Source organism: Streptomyces sp. NPDC094147 (assembly GCF_044764265.1).
Lineage (GTDB): Bacteria > Actinomycetota > Actinomycetes > Streptomycetales > Streptomycetaceae > Streptomyces.
This window is the reverse complement of the sequence record NZ_JBIWHT010000003.1, coordinates 272,436-291,634: the sequence shown is the minus strand read 5'-3', so window position 1 is coordinate 291,634 and position 19,199 is coordinate 272,436. Positions and strand designations below refer to the sequence as shown.

Here is a 19,199-nt window from a genome sequence, read left to right as displayed (position 1 = left end):
TCATAGGCGCCGACATCGGGGGCTGCGGCGGTGCGGCGAGGTCTCACCTGTCCTCCGTACGCACGGTCGGGGAGCTGGAGTCGAGCACGAGCCGGCAGGTGGGTCCGTTCTGCCAGGTCACCTGGACGGTGTGACCGGTGACCTGGATGTCGGCGAGGGTGCGGACCGGGCTTGGATCCGGTTCCGCGGTGAGGGAGGCGAGTGCGATGAACAGCGAGGATTCGGTACTCGTCGCTCCCTGGAGGGCCTGGATGTCCGACGCGGGCCCGAACAGGGTTGATCCGGCGGCCAGTTGGCTCACCGCTGCCGCGTAGCCGTGCACGGGGTGCAGCTGTGCGGTGCGGCCGGGGGTGGTGGCCCAGCCGGTCTGGCGCACGGGGGTGCCGGGGGTGGCCCCGACGACCAGGTGCGCGCGGAGTTCGGCACGTCCGTGCACCAGGGTCGCCGAGACGATCCGCACACCGGGCGGGCCCGGGTGCGGCTCGGACAGCGATGCCGCCCAGCCGGGGCCGTGGCCGAGCGGGACGGCGGGGCCCCGGGTGGTGGACTCGCCCTGTGACAGCAGGCCGAAGTGGTTGTCGGGCACGCCCGCCGAGGTGGGTCCGGTCGCGGTCGAGTAGGCGAAGCGGGAGTAGCAGGGGTCCTCGTCCGCGCCGCCGTCCACGTGCTGGTTGCTGCCGTGGTTGTGGAGGCGGACCAGGCCGTCCGCGGCCGTCGACTGGATCAGCATGTTCGGCGGTCCGAGGGTGACGGCGGCGTCCTCGGTCTCGGCGGGCAGCGGCTCCTCGACGGCCGTCCACGCGGGATGGTCGGGCGGCAGGAGCAGCCCGAGGTAGCCCTTGGACGCCCAGTACGGGGAGGCGGGGCCCGAGTAGTGCTGGATCACCGGCGGGTACGGGCCGTGCCAGCCCAGGGTGAGCAGCCCGTCGGGGCCGGTGGCACCCCCGGGCCGGTCGAGGAAGTACTTCAGGGTGCCCGAGGCCAGCCGGCGGGTGGCGCCGGGGGTGAGCGGGGTGTGCCCGGTGAGTGCGCCGAGCCAGGGCGCGGCCGCGGCGGCGAAGCGGTAGGTCAGCGAGCGGCCGTACGGCAGGGGTGCGCCGTCGGTCCCGAACAGGCGGGTGTGGGCGTCGAGTTGGGCGTGCAGCCGTGGTCCGTAGCGGTTCAGGAGTTCCTGGTCGCCCCCGAGGTGGGCGTGCAGGACGGGATAGAAGTGCAGGGCCCAGGCGTTGTAGTGGTCGAAGGAGCGGTTCGGGCCGTCGCTGTACCAGCCGTCGCCGAGGTACCACTGGTCGACGCGTTCCAGGGCGCGTTCGATGGTGGCTGCGGCGCGGTCGGTCTCGATGCCGGCGTCCTGGAGGAAACCGGCGACGGTGAGGCCGAACAGCCACCAGTTGTTGTCGACCGGGGACGGGCCGAGGGCGGGCAGCAGCCAGTCGACGGCACGCTGCCGGGTGCGGTCGTCCAGCTTGTCCCACAGCCAGGGGCGGGTGAGCCGGAGGCCGAGGGCGACGGACGCCGACTCCACGACGGCCTGCCGGACGTGGGTGGTCAGCGGCCAGGCGTCGGGGGCGTCCGACGTCAACTCCCCTGTGGGCAGCGGGTGTTGGGTGCCCGCCGCGAGGCCGTCGGCGTAGCGGTCGAGGTGGCCGTGCGGGTCCTCTCCGTTGGCGCCGGCCACACGGAGCGCGGCAAGCAGCCAGGTGCGGGCATAGCCTTCGAGGCCGTCCGAGCGCGGGCCCGACCAGCTGGGCCGGGCGCCCGGCAGGTTGATCAGTCCTCGGCCGGGCGATGCGTGGGGCCGTACCGCCAGGAGGAGTTGGTCCGCCGTCCGCTCCCAGTGCTCGCGGGTCCAGCCGGTGTACGGGCTGAGCTCACGGTTCTCGGAGGCGATGGGCATGATGCTCCCCTGGAGACGGCGGCGTCGGCCGGCCCGGCTTGGTCCTGGTCCCGCTCCCGGCTCGGCCCGGCCCGGCCGGGTCCTGGTCCCGCGAAATCTCTGGGAACTTAGAACTCTGTTTGATCGAACGTCAATGGATCGGACCGAATGATCGAAACTCTCATCGTTCGATCACGGTGCACTAGGGTCATGGCCCACCGGGCCACCACACCGCGAAGGGGCTGCCGCCGTGCGTGAAAGTGCTGCTGAACGTCATGACCGACTGCTGGAGCTGGTGCGCGGGCGCGGTTCGGCCCGGGTCTCCGAGCTCGCCGCCCAGCTGGGGGTCTCGCCCGTCACCGTGCGGCGGGACGTGGAGCTGCTGGCCAACGAGGGGCGCCTCGACCGGGTGCACGGCTCGGTCTCCTGGCCGGGTGCCGCGGACACTCCCCCGCCAGCGCCCGGCACCGGCCCCCGTGACCTGGTCATCGGCATGCTCGCGCCCAACGCCACGTACTACTTCGCCGAGGTCATCAGGGGTGCGCACGAGGCGGCGGCGGCCGCGGGGGCGCGGCTGATCCTGCGGATCTCGGACTACCGGCCGCAGGAGGACGCGGGCCGGGCGGCCGGGCTGCTCGCGGCCGGGGCCGAGGGCCTGCTCATCGCGCCGGGCTGGAAGGAGCCGGACGACCCGGTCGAGCACGGCGCCTGGATCGCCGGCCTCCCGGTGCCCACGGTGCTGCTCGAACGGCGCGGGGTACCCGGCCGGGAGCTGGACGATCTGGACCGGGTCTGCTCCGACCACAGCCACGGCGTGCTCATCGCGGTGCGCCATCTGCTCGGCCTCGGACACCGGACACCCCTGCTCGTGGCGCGGGCGGACAGTCCCACCGCGATCGCGGTGCGCGCCGGATACCGGTACGCGCTCGACGCGCTGGGCCTCAAGTCGCCGCTCCCGCCGATCGGTTCGGTGTCGGCCGAGGCGGACCCGGCCGGGTTCGAGCGGGCCGTGCAGGCGCTGCGCACGGCGGTCCTGGCCGGGCAGGCCACGGCGGCGCTGGTGCACAACGACGTGGACGCCATCCGGATCGTGCAGCGCCTGGCCGAACTGGGCGTACGGGTGCCGGACGACCTGGCGCTGGTGGCGTACGACGACGAGGTGGCGGCGCTCGCGGACATCCCGCTGACGGCCGTCGCCCCGCCCAAGCACGAGGTCGGGCGGTACGCGGCCGAGCTGCTGATCGAGCGGCTGCGCGGGGGGTTCGCGGGCGGCTCGGGCGGGCGCGAGGAGGGGCCGCGGCGCCATGTCGACCTGCTGCCGAGGCTGCGCGTGCGCTCCTCGTGCGGGGCACCCGCCGAGACCGTACCGAAGGCGCTGACCGTTCAGTCTTGATCTGATCTTTTTTCGATCAATCGAACTTTCGCTCTTGACTTCGGTCAGAACTGGGCCAAGGATCGCGGCCATCGCCTCGTCCCCTCACGTTCAGGAGCCCTTCCGTGAACCGCAGTTGGACCAGATCGACCTCCGCCCTCGTCGGTACCGCCACCGCTCTCGCCGCGCTCACGGCCTGCGGTGGCGGGGACGCCAAGTCGGGCGACGCGGGCAAGGGCACCGCCGACAAGCCCGTCACCATCACGTTCTGGGCCTGGCAGAAGGGCACCAAGGACGTGGTGGACGCCTTCAACGCGTCCCACAAGAACATCCGGGTGACGTTCGAGGAGATCCCCTCCGGCAACGCCGGCGGCTACGCCAAGATCTCCAACGCGGTGAAGGCCGGCAACGCGCCGGACCTCGTCACGGTCGAGTACCCGATGCTCCCGGAGTTCGTCAGCCAGGGCTCGTTCCAGGACATCAGCACGTACGTCACCGACGACGTGAAGAAGCAGTTCCTGCCGCAGTCGATCGAGCAGACCACGCTCGGCGGCAAGAACTGGGCGATCCCCTTCGACGCCGCGCCCCAGGCGTACTTCTACCGCAAGGACTTCTTCGAGAAGAACAGGATCGAAGTCCCCAAGACCTGGGGCGAGTTCAAGGCTGCCGCGCAGAAGGCGAAGGCGGCCGACCCGAAAGCACGCATCGGCACCTTCTTCCCGGACGACCCGACCACCTTCGAGGCGATGGTCTGGCAGGCCGGCGCCCAGTGGTTCAAGGCCGACGGCGACACCTGGAAGCTCAACACCACCGACGCCGCCACCAACAAGGTCGCCGACTACTGGCAGGGCCTGATCGACGACAAGCTGGTGCAGACCGCGGTCTCCTTCAGCCCCGAGTGGACGGCCTCCCTCAAGGACGGCTCCACCGTCGGCTACCTCGGCGCCTCCTGGGGCGCGGGCGTCCTCAAGGGCACCCTGCCCGACCAGAGCGGCAAGTGGGCCGTCGCCCCCGTGCCCACCTGGGACGGCAAGCCTGCCAGCGGCATGCTCGGCGGCTCCACCTGGGCCGTGACCAAGGGCAGCACGAAGACCGAGGCGGCCCTTGAGTTCGCGAAGTGGATGTCGACCACGGAGGAGGGCGTCCAGGCCCGCATCAAGTCCGGTACGTCGAGCGCCTTCCCGGCCGACATCGCGCTGCGCCCGGCCGCCAAGAAGGCCTTCGACGCGAGCTTCTACACCGGCGAGGACATCTACCGGCTCTTCGACGCCGCGGGCACCTCGATCAACTCCAACTGGGGCTGGGGCCCGAGCATGGGCACCACCAACACCACGCTCAAGGACCAGCTCGGCAAGGTCTCCGGCGGCTCGGTGAAGATCACGGACGCCATCAGGGCCGCCCACGACGCCACGGTGACCGAGCTGAAGAAGCGCGGCCTGAAGGTCGAGGGCTGACCGCGATGAGGACGAAGGGCCCCGGGGCGCCGCTGGGGGCCCGGAGCCGCACCGGCGCCGCCGCGGGCGTGCTGCTGACCCCCTTCTTCGTACTGTTCACCGCGGTGACGGTGGTGCCGATCGGATACGCGGTCTGGCTGAGCCTGTTCACCGAGAAGCAGTCGGGGCTGGGCTTCGGCGGCGCCGAGTCCGTCTTCAGCGGGCTCGACAACTACACGGCGGCGCTTGGCGACCGGGCCTTTCGCGAGGGCTTCTGGGTGCTCGCCGGCTACTGCGTCGTCTACATCCCGCTGATGGTCGGCGGCGCCCTCGCGCTCGCGCTGCTGCTCGACTCCACGCTGGCCCGCGCCCGCCGCTTCTTCCAGCTGGCGCTGTTCCTGCCGCACGCCGTGCCCGGCATCATCGCCGCGCTGATCTGGGTGTACCTCTACACCCCCGGACTCAGCCCCGTGGTGCGGGCCATGGACTCCGGCGGCATCGGATTCAGCTTCTTCTCGTCCAGCGGCACGCTCCCCTCCGTCGTCAACATCGCGCTGTGGGAATGGCTCGGCTACAACATGGTCATCTTCTACGCGGCGCTCCAGGCCATCGACCGCTCCGTCCTGGAGGCGGCCACCGTCGACGGCGCGGGCGAGTGGCGCACCGCGCTCGGCATCAAACTCCCCCTGATCCGCGCCTCGTTGGCCATGGTCTCGCTGTTCACCGTCATCGGCTCGCTCCAGCTCTTCACCGAGCCGCTGATCCTCAACCAGGGCGGCAGCGCCACGGTCACCACCACCTGGACGCCCAACATGTACGCCTACACCGCCGCGTTCAACCGCAACGACTACGGCCTCGCCGCCGCCTCGGCCGTGCTCCTCGCACTCACCGCGGCGCTGCTCTCCTTCGTCGTCACCCGCCTCGCCAACCGGAAGGGCGCCACGGCATGACCTCCCCGACCATGGCCGGGCCGGACACCGCGGCGCGTGCCGGGGCCGGCACCCCGTCGCGTACCGGCACCGCCCGGCGGGCGCCCAGCCGCTGGCTGTCGAGGACCGCGGTCAACGGCGCGCTGCTGCTCTCCGTCCTCTACACGCTCTTCCCCCTGGTGTGGCTGGTCACGGCCGCCGCCAAGGACACCGGCGGGCTGCTGTCCGGCCAGGCCTTCTCCTTCAAGGGCTTCGACCTCGGCCACAACCTCTCCCAGCTCGCCGCGTACAACGACGGCGTCTACTTCCGCTGGTACCTCAACTCCCTTCTCTACGCGGGCGGTGGCGCCGCGGTGTGCGCGCTGGTCAGCGTCGCCGCGGGGTACGCCTTCGACAAGTACGCCTTCCGGGGCAAGGAGAAGCTCTTCGGCGTCGTACTGCTCGGCGTGCTCGTGCCCACCACGGCGCTCGCGCTGCCCATGTATCTGCTCGCCGGCAAGGTCGGCCTGGTCAACACGTACTGGTCGGTGCTGATCCCCGTGCTGGTCAACCCGTTCGGCGTCTATCTGTCCCGGGTGTTCAGCGCGAGCTACATCCCCGACGAGGCACTGGAGGCCGCCCGTATCGACGGCGCGAGCGAGCTGCGCACCTTCTGGTCGATCGGTCTGCGCATGGTCATGCCGGGCTTCGTGACCGTCTTCCTCTTCCAGTTCACCGCGATCTGGAACAACTTCTTCCTCCCCCTGGTCATGCTGAGCGACCAGAAGCTCTTCCCGCTGAGCCTCGGTCTGTACGCGTGGAACAGCAACACCCACGCCGAGCCCGGCTACTACCCGCTCGTCGTCACCGGCTCCCTCCTCGCCGTCGTCCCCCTGATCGTCGCCTTCGTCTGCCTCCAGCGGCACTGGAAGGCCGGACTCGCCGCGGGCAGCCTCAAATGACCGGCCCGGACACCCCGTTACCCTTGCGCCAGCGCCTCGTGAGGAGCCCGAGTCCCACCATGCACCACACCACTGACAACGCCGTCGCGCGGCGACCCGCCCTGCTGCTCGCGATGGGCCCCGGCATCGCGGACCGGGTCCTCGCCGACCGCCACCGCACCCGGCTCGCCGCCCTCACCCGTACCGACCCGTACCTGGTCGCCCACGACCTGGCGGCGCCGACCGGGCCGGTCGCCGCCGCCCTCGCCGGGGCCGAGGTGCTGCTCACCTGCTGGGGCGCTCCCCCGCTGACCGCGGACGTGCTGGCCGCGGCCCCCCGGCTGCGGGCGGTGGTCCACGCGGCGGGTTCGGTCAAGCACCACATCACCGACGCCTGCTGGGAGCGGGGCATCGCGGTGACCTCCGCGGCGGCGGCGAACGCTCGGCCGGTCGCCGAGTACACGCTGGCCGCGATCCTCTTCGCGGGCAAGCGCGTGCTGCGCTCCGCCCAGCGCTACGCCGAGCTGCGCACCGCCCCCGAGTGGCTGAGCGAGAGCGAGGACACCGGCAACTACCGCCGCACCGTAGGCCTGGTCGGCGCATCGCGCATCGGCCGCCGGGTGATCGAGCTGCTGCGGCCCTTCGATTTCGAGGTCCTTCTGTACGACCCGTACGTCAGCGGAACCGAAGCGGCCGCGCTGGGCGTTGAACAGGTGACCCTGGACGCGCTGTGCGCCCGCAGCGGCGTCGTCTCCGTGCACGCGCCCCAACTCCCCGAAACCCACCGCATGATCGGCGCCCGCCAGCTGTCCCTGATGCCGACGGGTGCCACGCTGATCAACACCGCCCGCGGCTCGCTGGTGGACGAGCCGGCCCTGCTCGGCGAACTCCTCCCGGGCCGCCTGTACGCGGTCCTGGACGTGACAGAGCCCGAACTGCCGCCCCGCGAATCCCCGTTGTACGACCTGCCCAACGTCCTGCTGACCCCGCACATCGCGGGCTCGCTCGGCAACGAACTGCACCGGATGGCGGATCAGGCCCTGGACGAGGTGGAGCGCTTCGCGGCGGGGCTGCCGTTCGCGGATCCGGTCCATCCGATGTCACTGGGGCGGTCGGCCTAGGGGGTGTCCACCAACGCCGAGGCCCGGCACCCCCCGAAGGGGGTGCCGGGCCTCAACTACGTACTACTGCCGCTGACTTGGTGCGTCAGTGGGAGTGGCCGTGACCGTGGCCGTGGCCCGCGTCGGCCTCTTCCTCGGCCGGCTTCTCGACGACCAGGGTCTCGGTCGTCAGGAGCAGCGAGGCGATGGAGGCGGCGTTCTCCAGGGCGGAGCGGGTGACCTTGACCGGGTCGATGACGCCGGCCTTGACCAGGTCGCCGTACTCGCCGGTCGCGGCGTTGAAGCCGAAGCCCTTCTCCAGCTCGCTCACCTTGGAGGTGATGACGTAGCCCTCCAGGCCGGCGTTCTCGGCGATCCAGCGCAGCGGCTCGACGACGGCGCGGCGCACGACCGCGACACCGGTGGCCTCGTCGCCGGTCTTGTCGAGGTTGCCCTCAAGGATCTTGGCGGCGTGCACCAGGGCGGAGCCACCACCGGAGACGATGCCCTCCTCGACCGCGGCGCGGGTCGCGGAGATGGCGTCCTCCAGACGGTGCTTGCGCTCCTTGAGCTCGACCTCGGTGGCGGCGCCGACCTTGATCACGCACACGCCGCCGGCCAGCTTCGCGAGGCGCTCCTGGAGCTTCTCGCGGTCCCAGTCGGAGTCCGTGGCCTCGATCTCGGCCTTGATCTGGACGATGCGGCCCTCGACGTCACCGGAGTTGCCGCCACCGTCGACGATGGTGGTGTCGTCCTTGGTGATGGTGACGCGGCGGGCGGTGCCGAGCACCTCAAGGCCGGCCTGGTCCAGCTTGAGGCCGACCTCTTCGGCGATGACGGTGGCACCGGTGAGGGTGGCCATGTCCTGGAGCATCGCCTTGCGGCGGTCGCCGAAACCGGGGGCCTTGACGGCCACGGCGTTGAACGTGCCGCGGATCTTGTTGACGACCAGGGTGGAGAGCGCCTCGCCCTCGACGTCCTCGGCGATGATCAGGAGCGGCTTGGAGGAGCCGGCCTGGATGACCTTCTCCAGGAGCGGCAGCAGGTCCTGGATCGAGGAGATCTTGCCCTGGTTGATCAGGATGTACGGGTCGTCGAGGACGGCCTCCATACGCTCCTGGTCGGTGACCATGTAGTGCGACAGGTAGCCCTTGTCGAAGGCCATGCCCTCGGTGAACTCAAGCTCGACACCGAAGGTGTTGGACTCCTCGACGGTGATGACACCGTCCTTGCCGACCTTGTCCATGGCCTCGGCGATGAGCTCGCCGATCTGCTTGTCCTGGGCGGACAGCGCGGCGACGGCGGCGATGTCGGTCTTGTCCTCGATCGGACGGGCGGTCGCGAGGAGCTCGTCGGACACGGCCTTGACCGCGGCGTCGATGCCCTTCTTCAGGGCGGCCGGGGAGGCGCCGGCGGCGACGTTGCGCAGGCCCTCGCGGACCAGCGCCTGGGCCAGCACGGTCGCGGTGGTGGTGCCGTCACCCGCGATGTCGTTGGTCTTGGTCGCCACCTCCTTGACGAGCTGGGCGCCCAGGTTCTCGTACGGGTCGTCGAGCTCGACCTCGCGCGCGATGGTGACACCGTCGTTGGTGATGGTGGGAGCGCCGAACTTCTTGTCGATGACGACGTTGCGGCCCTTGGGGCCGATCGTCACCTTCACCGTGTCGGCAAGCTTGTTGACGCCGCGCTCAAGGGCGCGACGGGCGTCCTCGTCGAACTTCAGGATCTTCGCCATGGGAGCGGTTCAGCCCTCTCGGAAAACTCGGGTTAACGAAACTGCGCCCCTCGCCGCCCGGCAATCAGCGGGGTGACCAGGGGCGCAGAACTCAAAGCATTCGCTTCGAGGTGAATTACTTCTCGATGATCGCGAGCACGTCGCGAGCCGAGAGGACGAGGTACTCGTCGCCGTTGTACTTCACCTCGGTGCCGCCGTACTTGCTGTACAGCACGATGTCGCCGACCTGGACGTCGAGCGGCAGGCGCTCGCCGTTCTCGAAGCGACCCGGGCCCACGGCGAGGACAGCACCCTCCTGGGGCTTCTCCTTCGCGGTGTCCGGAATGACCAGGCCGGAGGCCGTGGTCTGCTCGGCGTCGAGCGGCTGGACCACAATGCGGTCCTCGAGCGGCTTGATGGCAACCTTGGAGCTGGCGGTCGTCACGATCCGGTCTCCCCCTTCGGAGATCTCACGGGGTTAACTGTTTGGGGTGGCGACCAGGTGGATCCGTCGTCGCGGGTGCCGGACCTGCCCGTCGCTGTGTTGGCACTCTCCGGTGGGGAGTGCCAGAAGCGAGACTAGGACGGTGATTAGCACTCGGTCAAGCGGAGTGCCAATCTCCTACCTCCGCGGCGGATCCTCGCGGGGCTCCCGGGCGCCGCCGCCGCGGTCATACGTAGTCCTCCAGCCTGGCCACCGCGTACCCCTTGTCGGTGATCACCTTCATCACCTGCCGGACCATGTCGGCCATCGTGCCGTTCCAGTCCTGGCGCCCGCGGAAGTGGCTCAGGACGATGTCGCCGGGGTGCAGATCGCGGTCCCACTCGCGCCATTCCATGTGGTCGGTGAAGGCCTCCTCCGCCCACAGCGGCGCGGCCTGGATCCCGCAGGACTGGGCGGCCCTCAGGGTGTCCTCGTTGTAGTTGCCGTACGGCGGCCGGAACAGCCTGGGCCGCTGGCCCGCCCACTGGCCGATCTTGTCCTGCTGGTCGCAGATCTCGTGCCGCTGCTCGTCGTAGGAGAGCGCGGGCATGTAGCGGTGGTTGAGGGTGTGGTTGTTGAGCGTGACCCCGAGGCTCTGCATCTTCCGGAAGTACGTGTGGTCGTCCTTGACGAGGTAGTCGCTGAGGAACGCGCTGTAGGGGATGCGGAGTTCCTGCATCATCTTCAGGAACTGGGGGTCCTTCTCCGCGCCGTCGTCGATCGTCAGGAAGACGATCTTCTCCTTGGTCGGCACGGTGGTGAAGACGGGCGGCAGCGAGTCGCCCCCGTCCGTCTCGAACCCCTTCCGGTTGGTGATCCTCGGCTTGACGGCGGGCGGCGCGGGCGCGAGCAGGGGCGGCTTGTCGAGCCCCCACTTCCTGACCGCCGCCAGCCGGGCGTCCTCGGCGCGCCTGAGCTGCTCGGAGTAGTCGGCGAGGGAGCCGGCGGGGCCTTTGGCGCCCTGGGCTCCCGGCCGTCCGGTGTCGCCGTCCTCGGCGGAGCATCCGGAGGCGAGCAGAGCGGCGGCGAGCACCGCGGCGGCAGAGGCGGCCGCGGTGCGGGATCTGAGAGATTTACCCTTTTGTCCTACTAGTCGCATGGCGCCGCATCCTGTCAGGGCCGGGCCCCCGCGAGCCGTACGACACCGCCAGGCGGGCGCACCATCGCCCGCCTGGCCCACACCGGCACGGCGGCTGGACGACAATGACGGGGTGAACGACCTCGACACCTTCTCCCTCCTGCTGACCGGCGAGGGCCGCGCCCTGCTCGCATCGCTGCGGGAGTACGACCCGTCCCAGGAACTGGCGGTCGCCACCCGGCTGCGCCGCGAGCACGACGCGGGGCTGGTGTCGGCGGCGCTCGGGCAGGCGCGGCTGCGGCAGCGGGCGGTGGCGAAGTTCGGCGCGGTGGACGCGCACCGGATGTTCTTCACGCCCAACGGCGTCGAGCAGTCGACCCGCGCCTCGGTCGCCGCCCACCGCGCGGAGATCTTCGCCTCGCGCGGCGTGCGCGGCGTCGCGGACCTGTGCTGCGGCATCGGCGGCGACGCGCTGGCCCTTGCGCGGGCCGGAATCTCCGTCCTCGCGGTCGACCGCGACCCGCTGACGGCGGCCGTCGCCCGCGCGAACGCGGAGGCGCTGGGCCTCGGCGGCCTGATCGAGGTGCGCTGCGCGGATGTCACCGACATCGACACGAGCCCGTACGACGCGGTCTTCGTGGACCCGGCGAGGCGAGGCGGCAGACAAGGAGGGGCCGCGCGAAGCGCGTCGGTGAGGGGCGGTGGTCGGGCGACGGGTGGGCGCATCTTCGACCCGGAGGCGTACTCGCCCCCGCTCTCGTGGGCGATTTCGGCGGCCCTCGCAGCCCCCTTCGCCGCCCTGAAGATCGCCCCCGGCATCCCGCACGAGGCGATCCCGCCGCAGGCCGAGGCCGAGTGGATCTCGGACGGGGGCGATGTGAAGGAAGCGGTGCTGTGGTTCGGCACCGGTGTGCGGCCGGGCGCGGTCCGCGCCACCCTGCTGCCCGGGGCCGCCGCCCTGTCGGCGACCGGCCCGCTCCCCGCCCCGCCGGTGGGCCCGGTCGGCCGCTATCTGTACGAGCCGGACGGCGCCGTCATCCGCGCGCATCTGGTCGCCGAGATCGTGGAACGGAGCGGCGGCCGGCTGATCGACGAGACGATCGCGTATGTGACGAGCGACGAGCCGTACGCGTCCCCGTACACCTCGGCGTACGAGATCACCGATCAACTCCCGTTCAACATGAAGAAGTTGAAGGCGCTGCTGCGGGAGCGCGAGGTGGGTGTCCTGACGGTGAAGAAGCGCGGCTCGGCCGTGGAGCCGGAGGAGGTGCGCCGCAAGGTGAAGCCCCAGGGCCCGAACGCGGCCACGGTCTTCCTGACCCGGGTCGCGGGGGCCCCGACGATGCTGATCGGGCGCCCGGTGCCGCGCGACCAGGGGGTGTCCGGTGGAGCCGCGGCCGGCGAACGCCGCTTCCCGCGGAGCGCCTAGTCGAGGTCGGTCAGCTCGTCCGCGTACACCTGGGAGAGCGGCTGGGGGCCCACGTACTGCTGGCAGTTGCACTGGGCCGATTCGAAGCGCAGCGGCTTCTTGTTCTCGTCCCAGGCGACCGGGACCTCGACCCGCTCGTGGCACTTGCCCTGCTTGTCGTGCTTGGCGAGGTGATGGGTGCAGCCGCAGACCGGCTCCGGCGGCTTGTGCGCGGCCTCCACGGCGAGCCGCTCCTGCTTGGCCGCCTCAAGGCGTTCCATCTTCCGCTCGTGCCGGGTGCGCAGCGCGGTGCGGGCGTTGTCGATCGCCCAGCCGAAGCCGCCCATCCAGAAAACGATCAGGATCCACCAGTACCAGGCCATGTGGGCCGTCCTTCCCCCGGTTGCGCCACCGCCTGTCCGCGACGGCACCCCCAGGATAGGCCGGGGTTCAGCGGGGTGCGCCGCCGGTCAGCGAGCGCAGTACCCAGCGCCGGTGCGCGGCGGCCTTCACGACGCCGATCAGGCCGGTGAGCCAGCAGATGAGGCCGAGGCCCATGCCGTAGATGACGAGGGCGTACGTGTCGTGGCCCGGGTCGGCGGTCGCGGGCAGCACCAGGCAGACGGCGAGGCCGACCGCGCACAGCACCGCCGACGGCAGCAGCCAGGCCAGGCTCAGGCCGGGCCTGCGCAGGTTGCGGTCGAGTATCGGATCGCGGTCCAACTCGGCCCATTGGCGCAGGAGTTCATGGATCCGGCGGTCCTTGCGCAGCCCGAACCCGACGGCCATACCGGTGGGGACCATCACGCCGAGTCCGAGCACCAGGAACACCCCGCCGACGATCGCGGTGAGGAAGTCGGTGAGGGAGGTGAGCGCGGTGCCGACCAGCGACCAGCCGAGCGCGAAAAGCGCCGCCCACAGCCAGAGCAGCCCGAGCCGCCCGGCCCCCAAGTACCCCTTGACCAGGGCGTCCAGGACCTGCGCCCGGTCGGCGAGCAGCGCGTTGCGGTCGCGCCAGGCGCGTATCTCTACCGGAGGCGGGGGCGGCGGCAGCGGCGAGCGGGACGACATGCGGCAGAGATTAGCGGGGGCGGAACGGGGCCCGCCGCCCAGCCTCGGTCATGCTCGGGCCGGTTGGCCGGGATCGATCCCCCGGCGGGCGCCGGAGAGGCCGAGGCACCCCTCACCAGCGGCCCGGCCCCCTCATCCCCGTTCCAGCGGATGGGCCGCGACGCGGTCCGCCCAGTCGCCCGCGACCAGGGCGGCCGCCGCGCACTTCGGCTTGCGTACCGCCTGGTCCTGGAAGAGGGCGACGAAGGCGGCGGAGAACCCCACCCGCGGGTGGTGGCGCAGCAGCTCGGCCGTGAACTCCGCGTCGAATGCGCCGAGTCCGCCGCCGGAGACGTCGGCGGTCGTGCCGATCTGGAGGAGGTGGCTCTCCACGTCCTGCTCCGGTGACACGTCGTCCCGCATGTGCAGCACGATGATCTCGGCCGCCCGGTCCCGCCGGGCCGTGTCCCAGCCGAGCCCGTCCGTGAACACCCTGGCGAGATGGCCGCCGGCCTCCTCGAAGGGCAGGGTGTGGCTGTCGAAGGGCGGGGTCAGCGCGAGGTCGTGCAGGAGCGCCGAGACGTACAACAGCTCGGCGTCGAAAGCGAGTTGGCGCTCCTTCGCATAGGCGGCGCCGAAGACGTACGACCGTACCGAGTGGTGGCGCAGCGCCTCGTCGGCGTACTCGGCGCACACCGTCCGGGCGGCCTCCGCGGCCCGGCCCGCGGGTATCTCCACCCCGGCGACGTGCGTGCTGAACCCTGTCATGGTCCCCTCCCCGCGCGGGCCCGGCGCCCGCGGCGACCTCAGGGTATGCCGCGGGATCCGGCCACTCGGTTCAGGCGTCCCGCAGTGCCTGGAGGTCCAGCTTCTTCATCCCCATGATGGCCGCGGCGACCCGCTCGGACTTCTCCGCACCCTGGCCGAGCAGCTGGGGCAGCTCGTCGGGGACGATCTGCCAGGACAGGCCGTACTTGTCCTTCAGCCAGCCGCAGGGCCCCTCTTCGCCGCCCTCGGAGAGCCGCGCCCAGAACCGGTCGATCTCGGCCTGGCCGTCGCAGGCCACCGCGAACGAGACCGCCTCGGTGAACGAGAACTGCGGGCCGCCGTTGAGGGCGGTGAAACGCTGCCCCGCGAGCTCGAACTCGACGGTCATGACGGAGCCGGTCTCGCCGGGGGTCGACTCGGTGTAGTGGGTGACCGCCAGGACCCGCGCGTCGCCGCCGAAGATGGCGACGTAGTGGTGGGCGGCCTCCTCGGCCTGGTTGTCGAACCAGAGGAAGGGGGTGATCTTCTGGGTGATCTTCGCGGACATCGTCGGCCTCCTTGCCGTCGCCGGACCGGTGCGCCCGGCATCAACAGGTAGACCGGCCCCGCCCGCGGAACTCATCGCGGTACCGTCCCGAGAGCGCCGCGTGCCCGCTGCGGCCCGGCCGTTCCAGCACATCACCGCGGACACCGGGCAGCAACATTTCCCGAGGAGCCGGGCCCCGCGCCCCGGCTGTCCCGCGGGAATCTCGGCCGTCTGGGACGCCGGCGGTTTCGCAGGTCAAGGCGGTGGGACGTCCCCGCGCGTCCCTGGGATGCCGTCAACTGTTGCCCCTGCTGCGCCGCTTGCCCGATGGTGGTCGAGGCCCGGGAGGGGGACCCGGGCCCGGTACCGGCACACATGTCTATGGCTGACGGGGTCGCGGGGGCGACCACTCGAAGCCGCTGTTTTTTTACGTTGAGGGGTAACGAGTGATCAAGAAGAGTGTGGCCAGGATCGGCGCGCTCGGCGCGGCCGCCGCTCTGGCGGTCATCGCCACGACCGGCACCGCCCAGGCCTCCACCGGCGCCTCGTACATCGGCTACGGGTACACCGAGTCCGGCGCGGGTGTGTGGTGCGTTCAGCACCTGCTCAACGACGTGGCGCGCACGTACGGGGGTCCGACGGTCTCCGAGGACAGCTACTGGGGACAGGCGACGTACAACCAGGTTCGCTGGTTCCAGCAGCAGGTGAACAACGTGGACTCCGCCGTCCAGGTCGACGGCGTCGTCGGACGCCAGACCGGGGAGCAGATCCTTGAGTGGGGGGACCAGTACTACGGCGGCAACGGGTACTGCATGAGCTACGTCCCGAGCCAGGTGGACAAGATCGTCTACCCTCCCACGCACCTCGACTGAGCCCGCGCCGCGACCGCTGGGCCCGTCCCGAACGGGCCCGGCTCCGGCACCCCCTAGAGGTAGTCCTCCAGCCGGGCCACCGTGAAGCCCTGCTCCTGGATGTGGCGGAGCATGTTCGCCGTCATCTCCGTCATGGAGGCGCCCTTGAGCTCCTTGGGGCCGCGGAAGTGCGCCAGGATGATGTCGCCGGGGTGCAGCTTCTTGTCGCCGCGCTGGTACTGCATGTTGGTGATCTGCATCGACTCGCGCCACAGCACGATCGCCTGGAGGTCGCAGGCCTTGGCGGCGGTCCGCGTGTTCTCGTTCCAGTTGCCGTACGGCGGCCGGAAGAGCCGGGGCGCCTTGCCGTACTCCTTCTCCAGCTTCTTCTGCTGGGTGCAGATCTCGTTCTTCTGCGCGGCCTCGCCGAGGGTGCGCAGGTTCGGGTGCGAGAGCGTGTGGTTCTCGATGGAGTTGCCGAGCTCCTGCAGGGGCTTGAAGTAGCCGTAGTCGCTGCGGATTATGTCGTCGGTCAGGAACATCGTGAAGGGGACCTTCAGGTCCTTCATCATCTCGACGAACTTGGGGTCCTTCTCGGCCCCGTCGTCGAACGTCACGAAGACGATCTTGTCCTGGGTGGGGATGTCGCTCACCACCGGCACCTCGCCCGGCTTCGCCTTCACCGGCTTCTCGGCCGGCGGCGCGGGCGGTGCGGCGAACGGCTTGAGCCCCCACTTGCGGTACGCGGCCTCGGCTCCGGCCGGGTCGGCGCCCGGGGATGCCGTCGAGGACGTACCGCTGCCGCCCGCGGACGGGGCGGACGCGGACGGCGTGCTGCCCGATCCGCCGCCGGACGAGCAGCCCGCGACCATCAGCAGACCGAAGAGAGCGGCACCGACTGCCTTCTTGCGCACGAGCCAACCCCATGTCCGTTTTTCAGCCATCACCTGCACAGAGTGTGATGCCAGAAACGGTCACAAGGTTGCCTTGAATGATCAGTCGGTGGTCAGTCGCCGATCAGCCATCCCGTCGGCCGAGCCACCGCCCGCGGCGTCGGGCACCGACTCGAAGCGCCAGCGGTGCACCGCCCTCGCCACCAACTCCCCCTCGGGATCGGGCAGTTCGGGCAGTTCCGCGTCGTAGGGCGCGTCCCACCAGGTGATGACGAGGACCCGGTCGCCGGGCGCGCGCAGGATCTCGCGGCGCAGCGGCGAACCGGCGGCGGGCCGGGCCCGCACCCAGGCGAGCAGGTCGGCGCCGCGCCCCTCGGCGGCCCGCGCCTCCCACATCAGCGCGACGGTCATGAGTACAGGTTCTTCTTGCTGACCTCGTGCACATGGTCGTGATCATGTGAATGGGAGTGCGCGTGCGCCCCACCCGACGCGTGCGCCTCGCCCGGCACGTGCGGCTCGGTCACCGGCAGCGAGGAGTCCGCCGACAGCTCCCAGTCCGACGCGGGCCGGTTCCTGGCCACCATCTCGGCGCCCAGGGCCGCGACCATCGCGCCGTTGTCCGTGCACAGGCCGGGGCGCGGCACCCGCAGCCGGATCCCGGCCCGCTCGCAGCGCTCCTGGGCGAGTGCCCGCAGCCGGGAGTTGGCGGCGACCCCGCCGCCGATCATCAGGTGGTCGACGCCCTCGTCCTTGCAGGCCCGTACGGCCTTGCGGGTCAGCACGTCCACCACGGCCTCCTGGAAGGACGCGGCGACATCGCGCACCGGCACCTCCTCGCCCGCGTTCCGCTTGGCCTCGATCCAGCGGGCCACGGAGGTCTTCAGGCCGGAGAAGGAGAAGTCGTACGCCGGGTCGCGCGAGCCGGTCAGGCCGCGCGGGAACGCGATCGCCGTCGGATCGCCCTCCTTGGCGAGCCGGTCGATGACCGGGCCGCCGGGGAAGCCGAGGTTCAGGACGCGGGCGATCTTGTCGAAGGCCTCGCCCGCCGCGTCGTCGATGGTGGCGCCCATGGGGCGGACGTCGGCGGTGATGTCGGGGGCGAGCAGCAGCGAGGAGTGCCCGCCGGACACCAGCAGCGCCATCGTCGGCTCGGGCAGCGGCCCGTGCTCCAGCTGGTCGACGCAGATGTGCGAGGCGAGGTGGTTGACCCCGTAGAGCGGCTTGTTCAGGGCGTACGCGTACGCCTTGGCGGCCGAGACGCCGACGAGCAGCGCGCCCGCGAGTCCGGGCCCCGCGGTGACCGCGATGCCGTCGAGGTCCTTCGCACGGACCCCGGCGGTCTTCAGGGCGCGCTCGATGGTCGGCACCATCGCTTCGAGGTGGGCCCGGGAGGCGATCTCGGGGACCACGCCGCCGAACCGGGCGTGCGTGTCCACGCTGGAGGCCACGGCGTCGGCGAGCAGCGTCGTCCCGCGCACGATGCCGACGCCGGTCTCGTCGCAGGAGGTCTCGATACCGAGTACGAGCGGTTCGTCAGCCATCAGTCAGTCTCTTCTGTTCCTTGGACGGTCAGTCGCATCACGAGCGCGTCGACGTTGCCCGGCTGGTAGTAGCCGCGCCTGAAGCCGATGGGCTCGAAGCCGAAGCGCTCGTAGAGCTTCTGGGCCCGGGTGTTGTCCACGCGTACTTCGAGGAGGACCTCGTCGCACTCGAAGGCGGTGGCGTGCTTGAGCAGGTCGGTCAGGAGGCGGGCACCGAGCCCGGTGCCCCACTGGTCGCGGGCGGCGGCGATGGTCTGGACGTCGCCGAGCCCGCCGGCCGCGGCGAGTCCGGCGTAGCCGACGAGACGGCCGTCCTGTTCGGCCACCACGTAGCGGCGGGTGGCGCCGGGCCCGCGCGCATGGGCGAGCTCGGACCAGAACATCCCCGCCGACCAGGCGTCCTCGGGGAACAGGTCATGTTCGAGGTCGAGCACGGGCGCGATGTCCCACCAGCGCATCTCGCGCAGCGATGGACGGGGGTCGCCGCGAAGCGGCGTCGTTGAGGGGCGGTGGTCGGGCGACGGGTGGGACGAGGTCACTTCGGGGTGACCACCTTGTAGTTCTTGGGCACCTGCGCGTCCGGGCGGCGCAGGTAGAGAGGGGTGGGCGGCAGGAACGCCGAGCCCTCGGCCAGCTTGTGGGCCGCGAGGTCCGCGAGCGCCGCCGCCGACTGGTGCTCGGGGCCGCGCGCGTCGGGGAACGCCTCCGGGTAGAGCACGGCGCCCGCGCCCACGACGGGCAGGCCGCTCAGCTCGGCCGCGATGTCGGCGGGCCGGTCGACCCCGGGCTCGCCCGCGCGCGTACGGAAGTCGTCGTATCTCGCCCAGTAGACCTCCTTGCGGCGCGCGTCCGTCGCGACCGCGAAGGGCTCCTCGATGCCGGAGGCGTAGGCGAGTCCGTCCAGGGTGCACAGGCCGTGGACGGGGACGCCGAGCACGGAGGCGAAGGTCGCGGCGGTGACCAGGCCGACCCGCAACCCGGTGTAGGGGCCGGGGCCGACCCCGACGACCAGGTCCGTCACGGCGTCGAGTTTCAGCCCGGCCTCCGTGAGCACCCGCTCGACGGCGGGCAGCAGGAGCTCCCCGTGCCTGCGGGCGTCGACCTGACTGGACTCGGCGACGACGGCGGTGCCGTCGTGCAGGGCGACGGTGACGGCGGGGGTGGCGGTATCAACGGCGAGCAAGAGCACGCGAACAGCCTACGACCAAGGCGCCGGGGGCACGGCGTCCCGTCCGAGCCGTCACCTGCTGCTACCG

Annotated in this window: 20 protein-coding genes; 7 read left to right on the top strand and 13 right to left on the bottom strand. The window is 71.1% G+C overall.

The features are described from left to right. Window positions 1–43 precede the first annotated feature (43 nt). The gene (locus tag ACIQ8J_RS08820; protein ID WP_403268447.1) at window positions 44–1,897 is read right to left on the bottom strand and encodes a DUF2264 domain-containing protein; all 1,854 of its coding nucleotides are present in this window, start codon (window positions 1,895–1,897) and stop codon (window positions 44–46) included. A 229-nt stretch (window positions 1,898–2,126) separates the two neighbouring features. Between ACIQ8J_RS08820 and ACIQ8J_RS08815 the strand changes: the two genes are divergently transcribed. The 5 genes from ACIQ8J_RS08815 to ACIQ8J_RS08795 all read left to right on the top strand — a co-directional run bounded on the left by ACIQ8J_RS08815 (window position 2,127) and on the right by ACIQ8J_RS08795 (window position 7,651). Then, entirely contained in the window at window positions 2,127–3,269 is a 1,143-nt protein-coding gene (locus tag ACIQ8J_RS08815; protein WP_403268444.1) for a substrate-binding domain-containing protein, read from the top strand. A gap of 104 nt (window positions 3,270–3,373) precedes the next feature. Then, a complete protein-coding gene (locus ACIQ8J_RS08810; protein ID WP_403268441.1) occupies window positions 3,374–4,702 on the top strand; it encodes an ABC transporter substrate-binding protein in 1,329 nt (442 codons plus the stop codon). Window positions 4,703–4,707: 5 nt separating this feature from the next. Beyond that, the gene (locus tag ACIQ8J_RS08805; RefSeq protein ID WP_403268438.1) at window positions 4,708–5,631 is read left to right on the top strand and encodes a carbohydrate ABC transporter permease; all 924 of its coding nucleotides are present in this window, start codon (window positions 4,708–4,710) and stop codon (window positions 5,629–5,631) included. Continuing rightward, the gene (locus ACIQ8J_RS08800) at window positions 5,628–6,551 is read left to right on the top strand and encodes a carbohydrate ABC transporter permease (protein ID WP_403268435.1); all 924 of its coding nucleotides are present in this window, start codon (window positions 5,628–5,630) and stop codon (window positions 6,549–6,551) included. Before ACIQ8J_RS08805 ends, ACIQ8J_RS08800 begins: the two co-directional genes overlap by 4 nt. 59 nt (window positions 6,552–6,610) lie before the next feature. Beyond that, window positions 6,611–7,651, top strand: a complete 1,041-nt coding sequence (locus ACIQ8J_RS08795) for a hydroxyacid dehydrogenase (protein WP_403268432.1) — start codon at window positions 6,611–6,613, stop codon at window positions 7,649–7,651. 85 nt (window positions 7,652–7,736) lie between these two features. Here the strand turns inward: ACIQ8J_RS08795 and groL are convergent, their stop codons facing one another. The 3 genes from groL to ACIQ8J_RS08780 form a co-directional block, all read right to left on the bottom strand. Next, window positions 7,737–9,365, bottom strand: a complete 1,629-nt coding sequence (gene groL / locus ACIQ8J_RS08790) for a chaperonin GroEL (protein WP_403268430.1) — start codon at window positions 9,363–9,365, stop codon at window positions 7,737–7,739. A 115-nt stretch (window positions 9,366–9,480) separates the two neighbouring features. Beyond that, entirely contained in the window at window positions 9,481–9,789 is a 309-nt protein-coding gene (gene groES / locus ACIQ8J_RS08785; RefSeq protein ID WP_381101379.1) for a co-chaperone GroES, read from the bottom strand. 226 nt (window positions 9,790–10,015) lie between these two features. Beyond that, window positions 10,016–10,927: a polysaccharide deacetylase family protein gene (locus ACIQ8J_RS08780; protein WP_403268427.1), complete on the bottom strand. Its 912-nt coding sequence runs from the start codon at window positions 10,925–10,927 to the stop codon at window positions 10,016–10,018. Here ACIQ8J_RS08780 and ACIQ8J_RS08775 point away from each other — a divergent pair. Continuing rightward, entirely contained in the window at window positions 10,926–12,335 is a 1,410-nt protein-coding gene (locus ACIQ8J_RS08775; protein WP_403268425.1) for a methyltransferase domain-containing protein, read from the top strand. The genes ACIQ8J_RS08780 and ACIQ8J_RS08775 overlap by 2 nt on opposite strands. On the opposite strand, the gene ACIQ8J_RS08770 is transcribed toward ACIQ8J_RS08775, so the two are convergent. The 4 genes from ACIQ8J_RS08770 to ACIQ8J_RS08755 all read right to left on the bottom strand — a co-directional run bounded on the left by ACIQ8J_RS08770 (window position 12,332) and on the right by ACIQ8J_RS08755 (window position 14,679). Then, complete coding sequence (locus ACIQ8J_RS08770; protein WP_403268423.1) at window positions 12,332–12,697, bottom strand: hypothetical protein; 366 nt, start codon at window positions 12,695–12,697, stop codon at window positions 12,332–12,334. The two genes, ACIQ8J_RS08775 and ACIQ8J_RS08770, sit on opposite strands and share 4 nt — an antisense overlap. 67 nt (window positions 12,698–12,764) lie before the next feature. Next, entirely contained in the window at window positions 12,765–13,385 is a 621-nt protein-coding gene (locus ACIQ8J_RS08765; protein WP_403268420.1) for a hypothetical protein, read from the bottom strand. 132 nt (window positions 13,386–13,517) lie between these two features. After that, the gene (locus tag ACIQ8J_RS08760; protein WP_403268417.1) at window positions 13,518–14,132 is read right to left on the bottom strand and encodes an HD domain-containing protein; all 615 of its coding nucleotides are present in this window, start codon (window positions 14,130–14,132) and stop codon (window positions 13,518–13,520) included. A 70-nt stretch (window positions 14,133–14,202) separates the two neighbouring features. Further along, the gene (locus ACIQ8J_RS08755) at window positions 14,203–14,679 is read right to left on the bottom strand and encodes a VOC family protein (RefSeq protein WP_403268414.1); all 477 of its coding nucleotides are present in this window, start codon (window positions 14,677–14,679) and stop codon (window positions 14,203–14,205) included. 425 nt (window positions 14,680–15,104) lie between these two features. Between ACIQ8J_RS08755 and ACIQ8J_RS08750 the strand changes: the two genes are divergently transcribed. Continuing rightward, window positions 15,105–15,530, top strand: coding sequence for a peptidoglycan-binding protein (locus ACIQ8J_RS08750; RefSeq protein ID WP_403268411.1), 426 nt, complete (start codon window positions 15,105–15,107; stop codon window positions 15,528–15,530). 53 nt (window positions 15,531–15,583) lie between these two features. On the opposite strand, the gene ACIQ8J_RS08745 is transcribed toward ACIQ8J_RS08750, so the two are convergent. The 5 genes from ACIQ8J_RS08745 to tsaB all read right to left on the bottom strand — a co-directional run bounded on the left by ACIQ8J_RS08745 (window position 15,584) and on the right by tsaB (window position 19,132). Beyond that, window positions 15,584–16,381 carry a polysaccharide deacetylase family protein gene (locus ACIQ8J_RS08745; protein WP_403268849.1) on the bottom strand — a complete coding sequence of 266 codons (798 nt, stop codon included), beginning with the start codon at window positions 16,379–16,381 and terminating at the stop codon, window positions 15,584–15,586. A 123-nt stretch (window positions 16,382–16,504) separates the two neighbouring features. Then, on the bottom strand, window positions 16,505–16,813 hold the full coding sequence (locus tag ACIQ8J_RS08740; RefSeq protein ID WP_403268408.1) for a hypothetical protein: 309 nt from the start codon (window positions 16,811–16,813) through the stop codon (window positions 16,505–16,507). Continuing rightward, window positions 16,810–17,943: a tRNA (adenosine(37)-N6)-threonylcarbamoyltransferase complex transferase subunit TsaD gene (gene tsaD / locus ACIQ8J_RS08735; protein WP_403268405.1), complete on the bottom strand. Its 1,134-nt coding sequence runs from the start codon at window positions 17,941–17,943 to the stop codon at window positions 16,810–16,812. The genes ACIQ8J_RS08740 and tsaD overlap by 4 nt, the downstream gene beginning before the upstream one ends. After that, window positions 17,943–18,401 (bottom strand): ribosomal protein S18-alanine N-acetyltransferase, encoded by a 459-nt coding sequence (gene rimI / locus ACIQ8J_RS08730; protein ID WP_403268847.1) that lies wholly within the window; start codon window positions 18,399–18,401, stop codon window positions 17,943–17,945. Before rimI ends, tsaD begins: the two co-directional genes overlap by 1 nt. Window positions 18,402–18,478: 77 nt before the next feature. Further along, a complete protein-coding gene (tsaB, locus tag ACIQ8J_RS08725; RefSeq protein ID WP_403268403.1) occupies window positions 18,479–19,132 on the bottom strand; it encodes a tRNA (adenosine(37)-N6)-threonylcarbamoyltransferase complex dimerization subunit type 1 TsaB in 654 nt (217 codons plus the stop codon). Between the last annotated feature and the right edge of the window lie 67 nt (window positions 19,133–19,199).

Excerpts from the sequence above, each read along its gene's own strand:
- ACIQ8J_RS08755 (WP_403268414.1), bottom strand. The coding sequence starts at position 14,679 with ATGTCCGCGAAGATCACCCAGAAGATCACCCCCTTCCTCTGGTTCGAC.
- ACIQ8J_RS08745 (WP_403268849.1), bottom strand. The coding sequence starts at position 16,381 with ATGGTCGCGGGCTGCTCGTCCGGCGGCGGATCGGGCAGCACGCCGTCC.
- ACIQ8J_RS08780 (WP_403268427.1), bottom strand. The coding sequence starts at position 10,927 with ATGCGACTAGTAGGACAAAAGGGTAAATCTCTCAGATCCCGCACCGCG.
- ACIQ8J_RS08805 (WP_403268438.1), top strand. The coding sequence starts at position 4,708 with ATGAGGACGAAGGGCCCCGGGGCGCCGCTGGGGGCCCGGAGCCGCACC.
- ACIQ8J_RS08795 (WP_403268432.1), top strand. The coding sequence starts at position 6,611 with ATGCACCACACCACTGACAACGCCGTCGCGCGGCGACCCGCCCTGCTG.
- groL (WP_403268430.1), bottom strand. The coding sequence starts at position 9,365 with ATGGCGAAGATCCTGAAGTTCGACGAGGACGCCCGTCGCGCCCTTGAG.
- ACIQ8J_RS08820 (WP_403268447.1), bottom strand. The coding sequence starts at position 1,897 with ATGCCCATCGCCTCCGAGAACCGTGAGCTCAGCCCGTACACCGGCTGG.
- ACIQ8J_RS08740 (WP_403268408.1), bottom strand. The coding sequence starts at position 16,813 with ATGACCGTCGCGCTGATGTGGGAGGCGCGGGCCGCCGAGGGGCGCGGC.
- ACIQ8J_RS08760 (WP_403268417.1), bottom strand. The coding sequence starts at position 14,132 with ATGACAGGGTTCAGCACGCACGTCGCCGGGGTGGAGATACCCGCGGGC.
- ACIQ8J_RS08770 (WP_403268423.1), bottom strand. The coding sequence starts at position 12,697 with ATGGCCTGGTACTGGTGGATCCTGATCGTTTTCTGGATGGGCGGCTTC.
- ACIQ8J_RS08765 (WP_403268420.1), bottom strand. The coding sequence starts at position 13,385 with ATGTCGTCCCGCTCGCCGCTGCCGCCGCCCCCGCCTCCGGTAGAGATA.
- ACIQ8J_RS08800 (WP_403268435.1), top strand. The coding sequence starts at position 5,628 with ATGACCTCCCCGACCATGGCCGGGCCGGACACCGCGGCGCGTGCCGGG.
- rimI (WP_403268847.1), bottom strand. The coding sequence starts at position 18,401 with ATGCGCTGGTGGGACATCGCGCCCGTGCTCGACCTCGAACATGACCTG.
- ACIQ8J_RS08775 (WP_403268425.1), top strand. The coding sequence starts at position 10,926 with ATGGCGCCGCATCCTGTCAGGGCCGGGCCCCCGCGAGCCGTACGACAC.
- tsaD (WP_403268405.1), bottom strand. The coding sequence starts at position 17,943 with ATGGCTGACGAACCGCTCGTACTCGGTATCGAGACCTCCTGCGACGAG.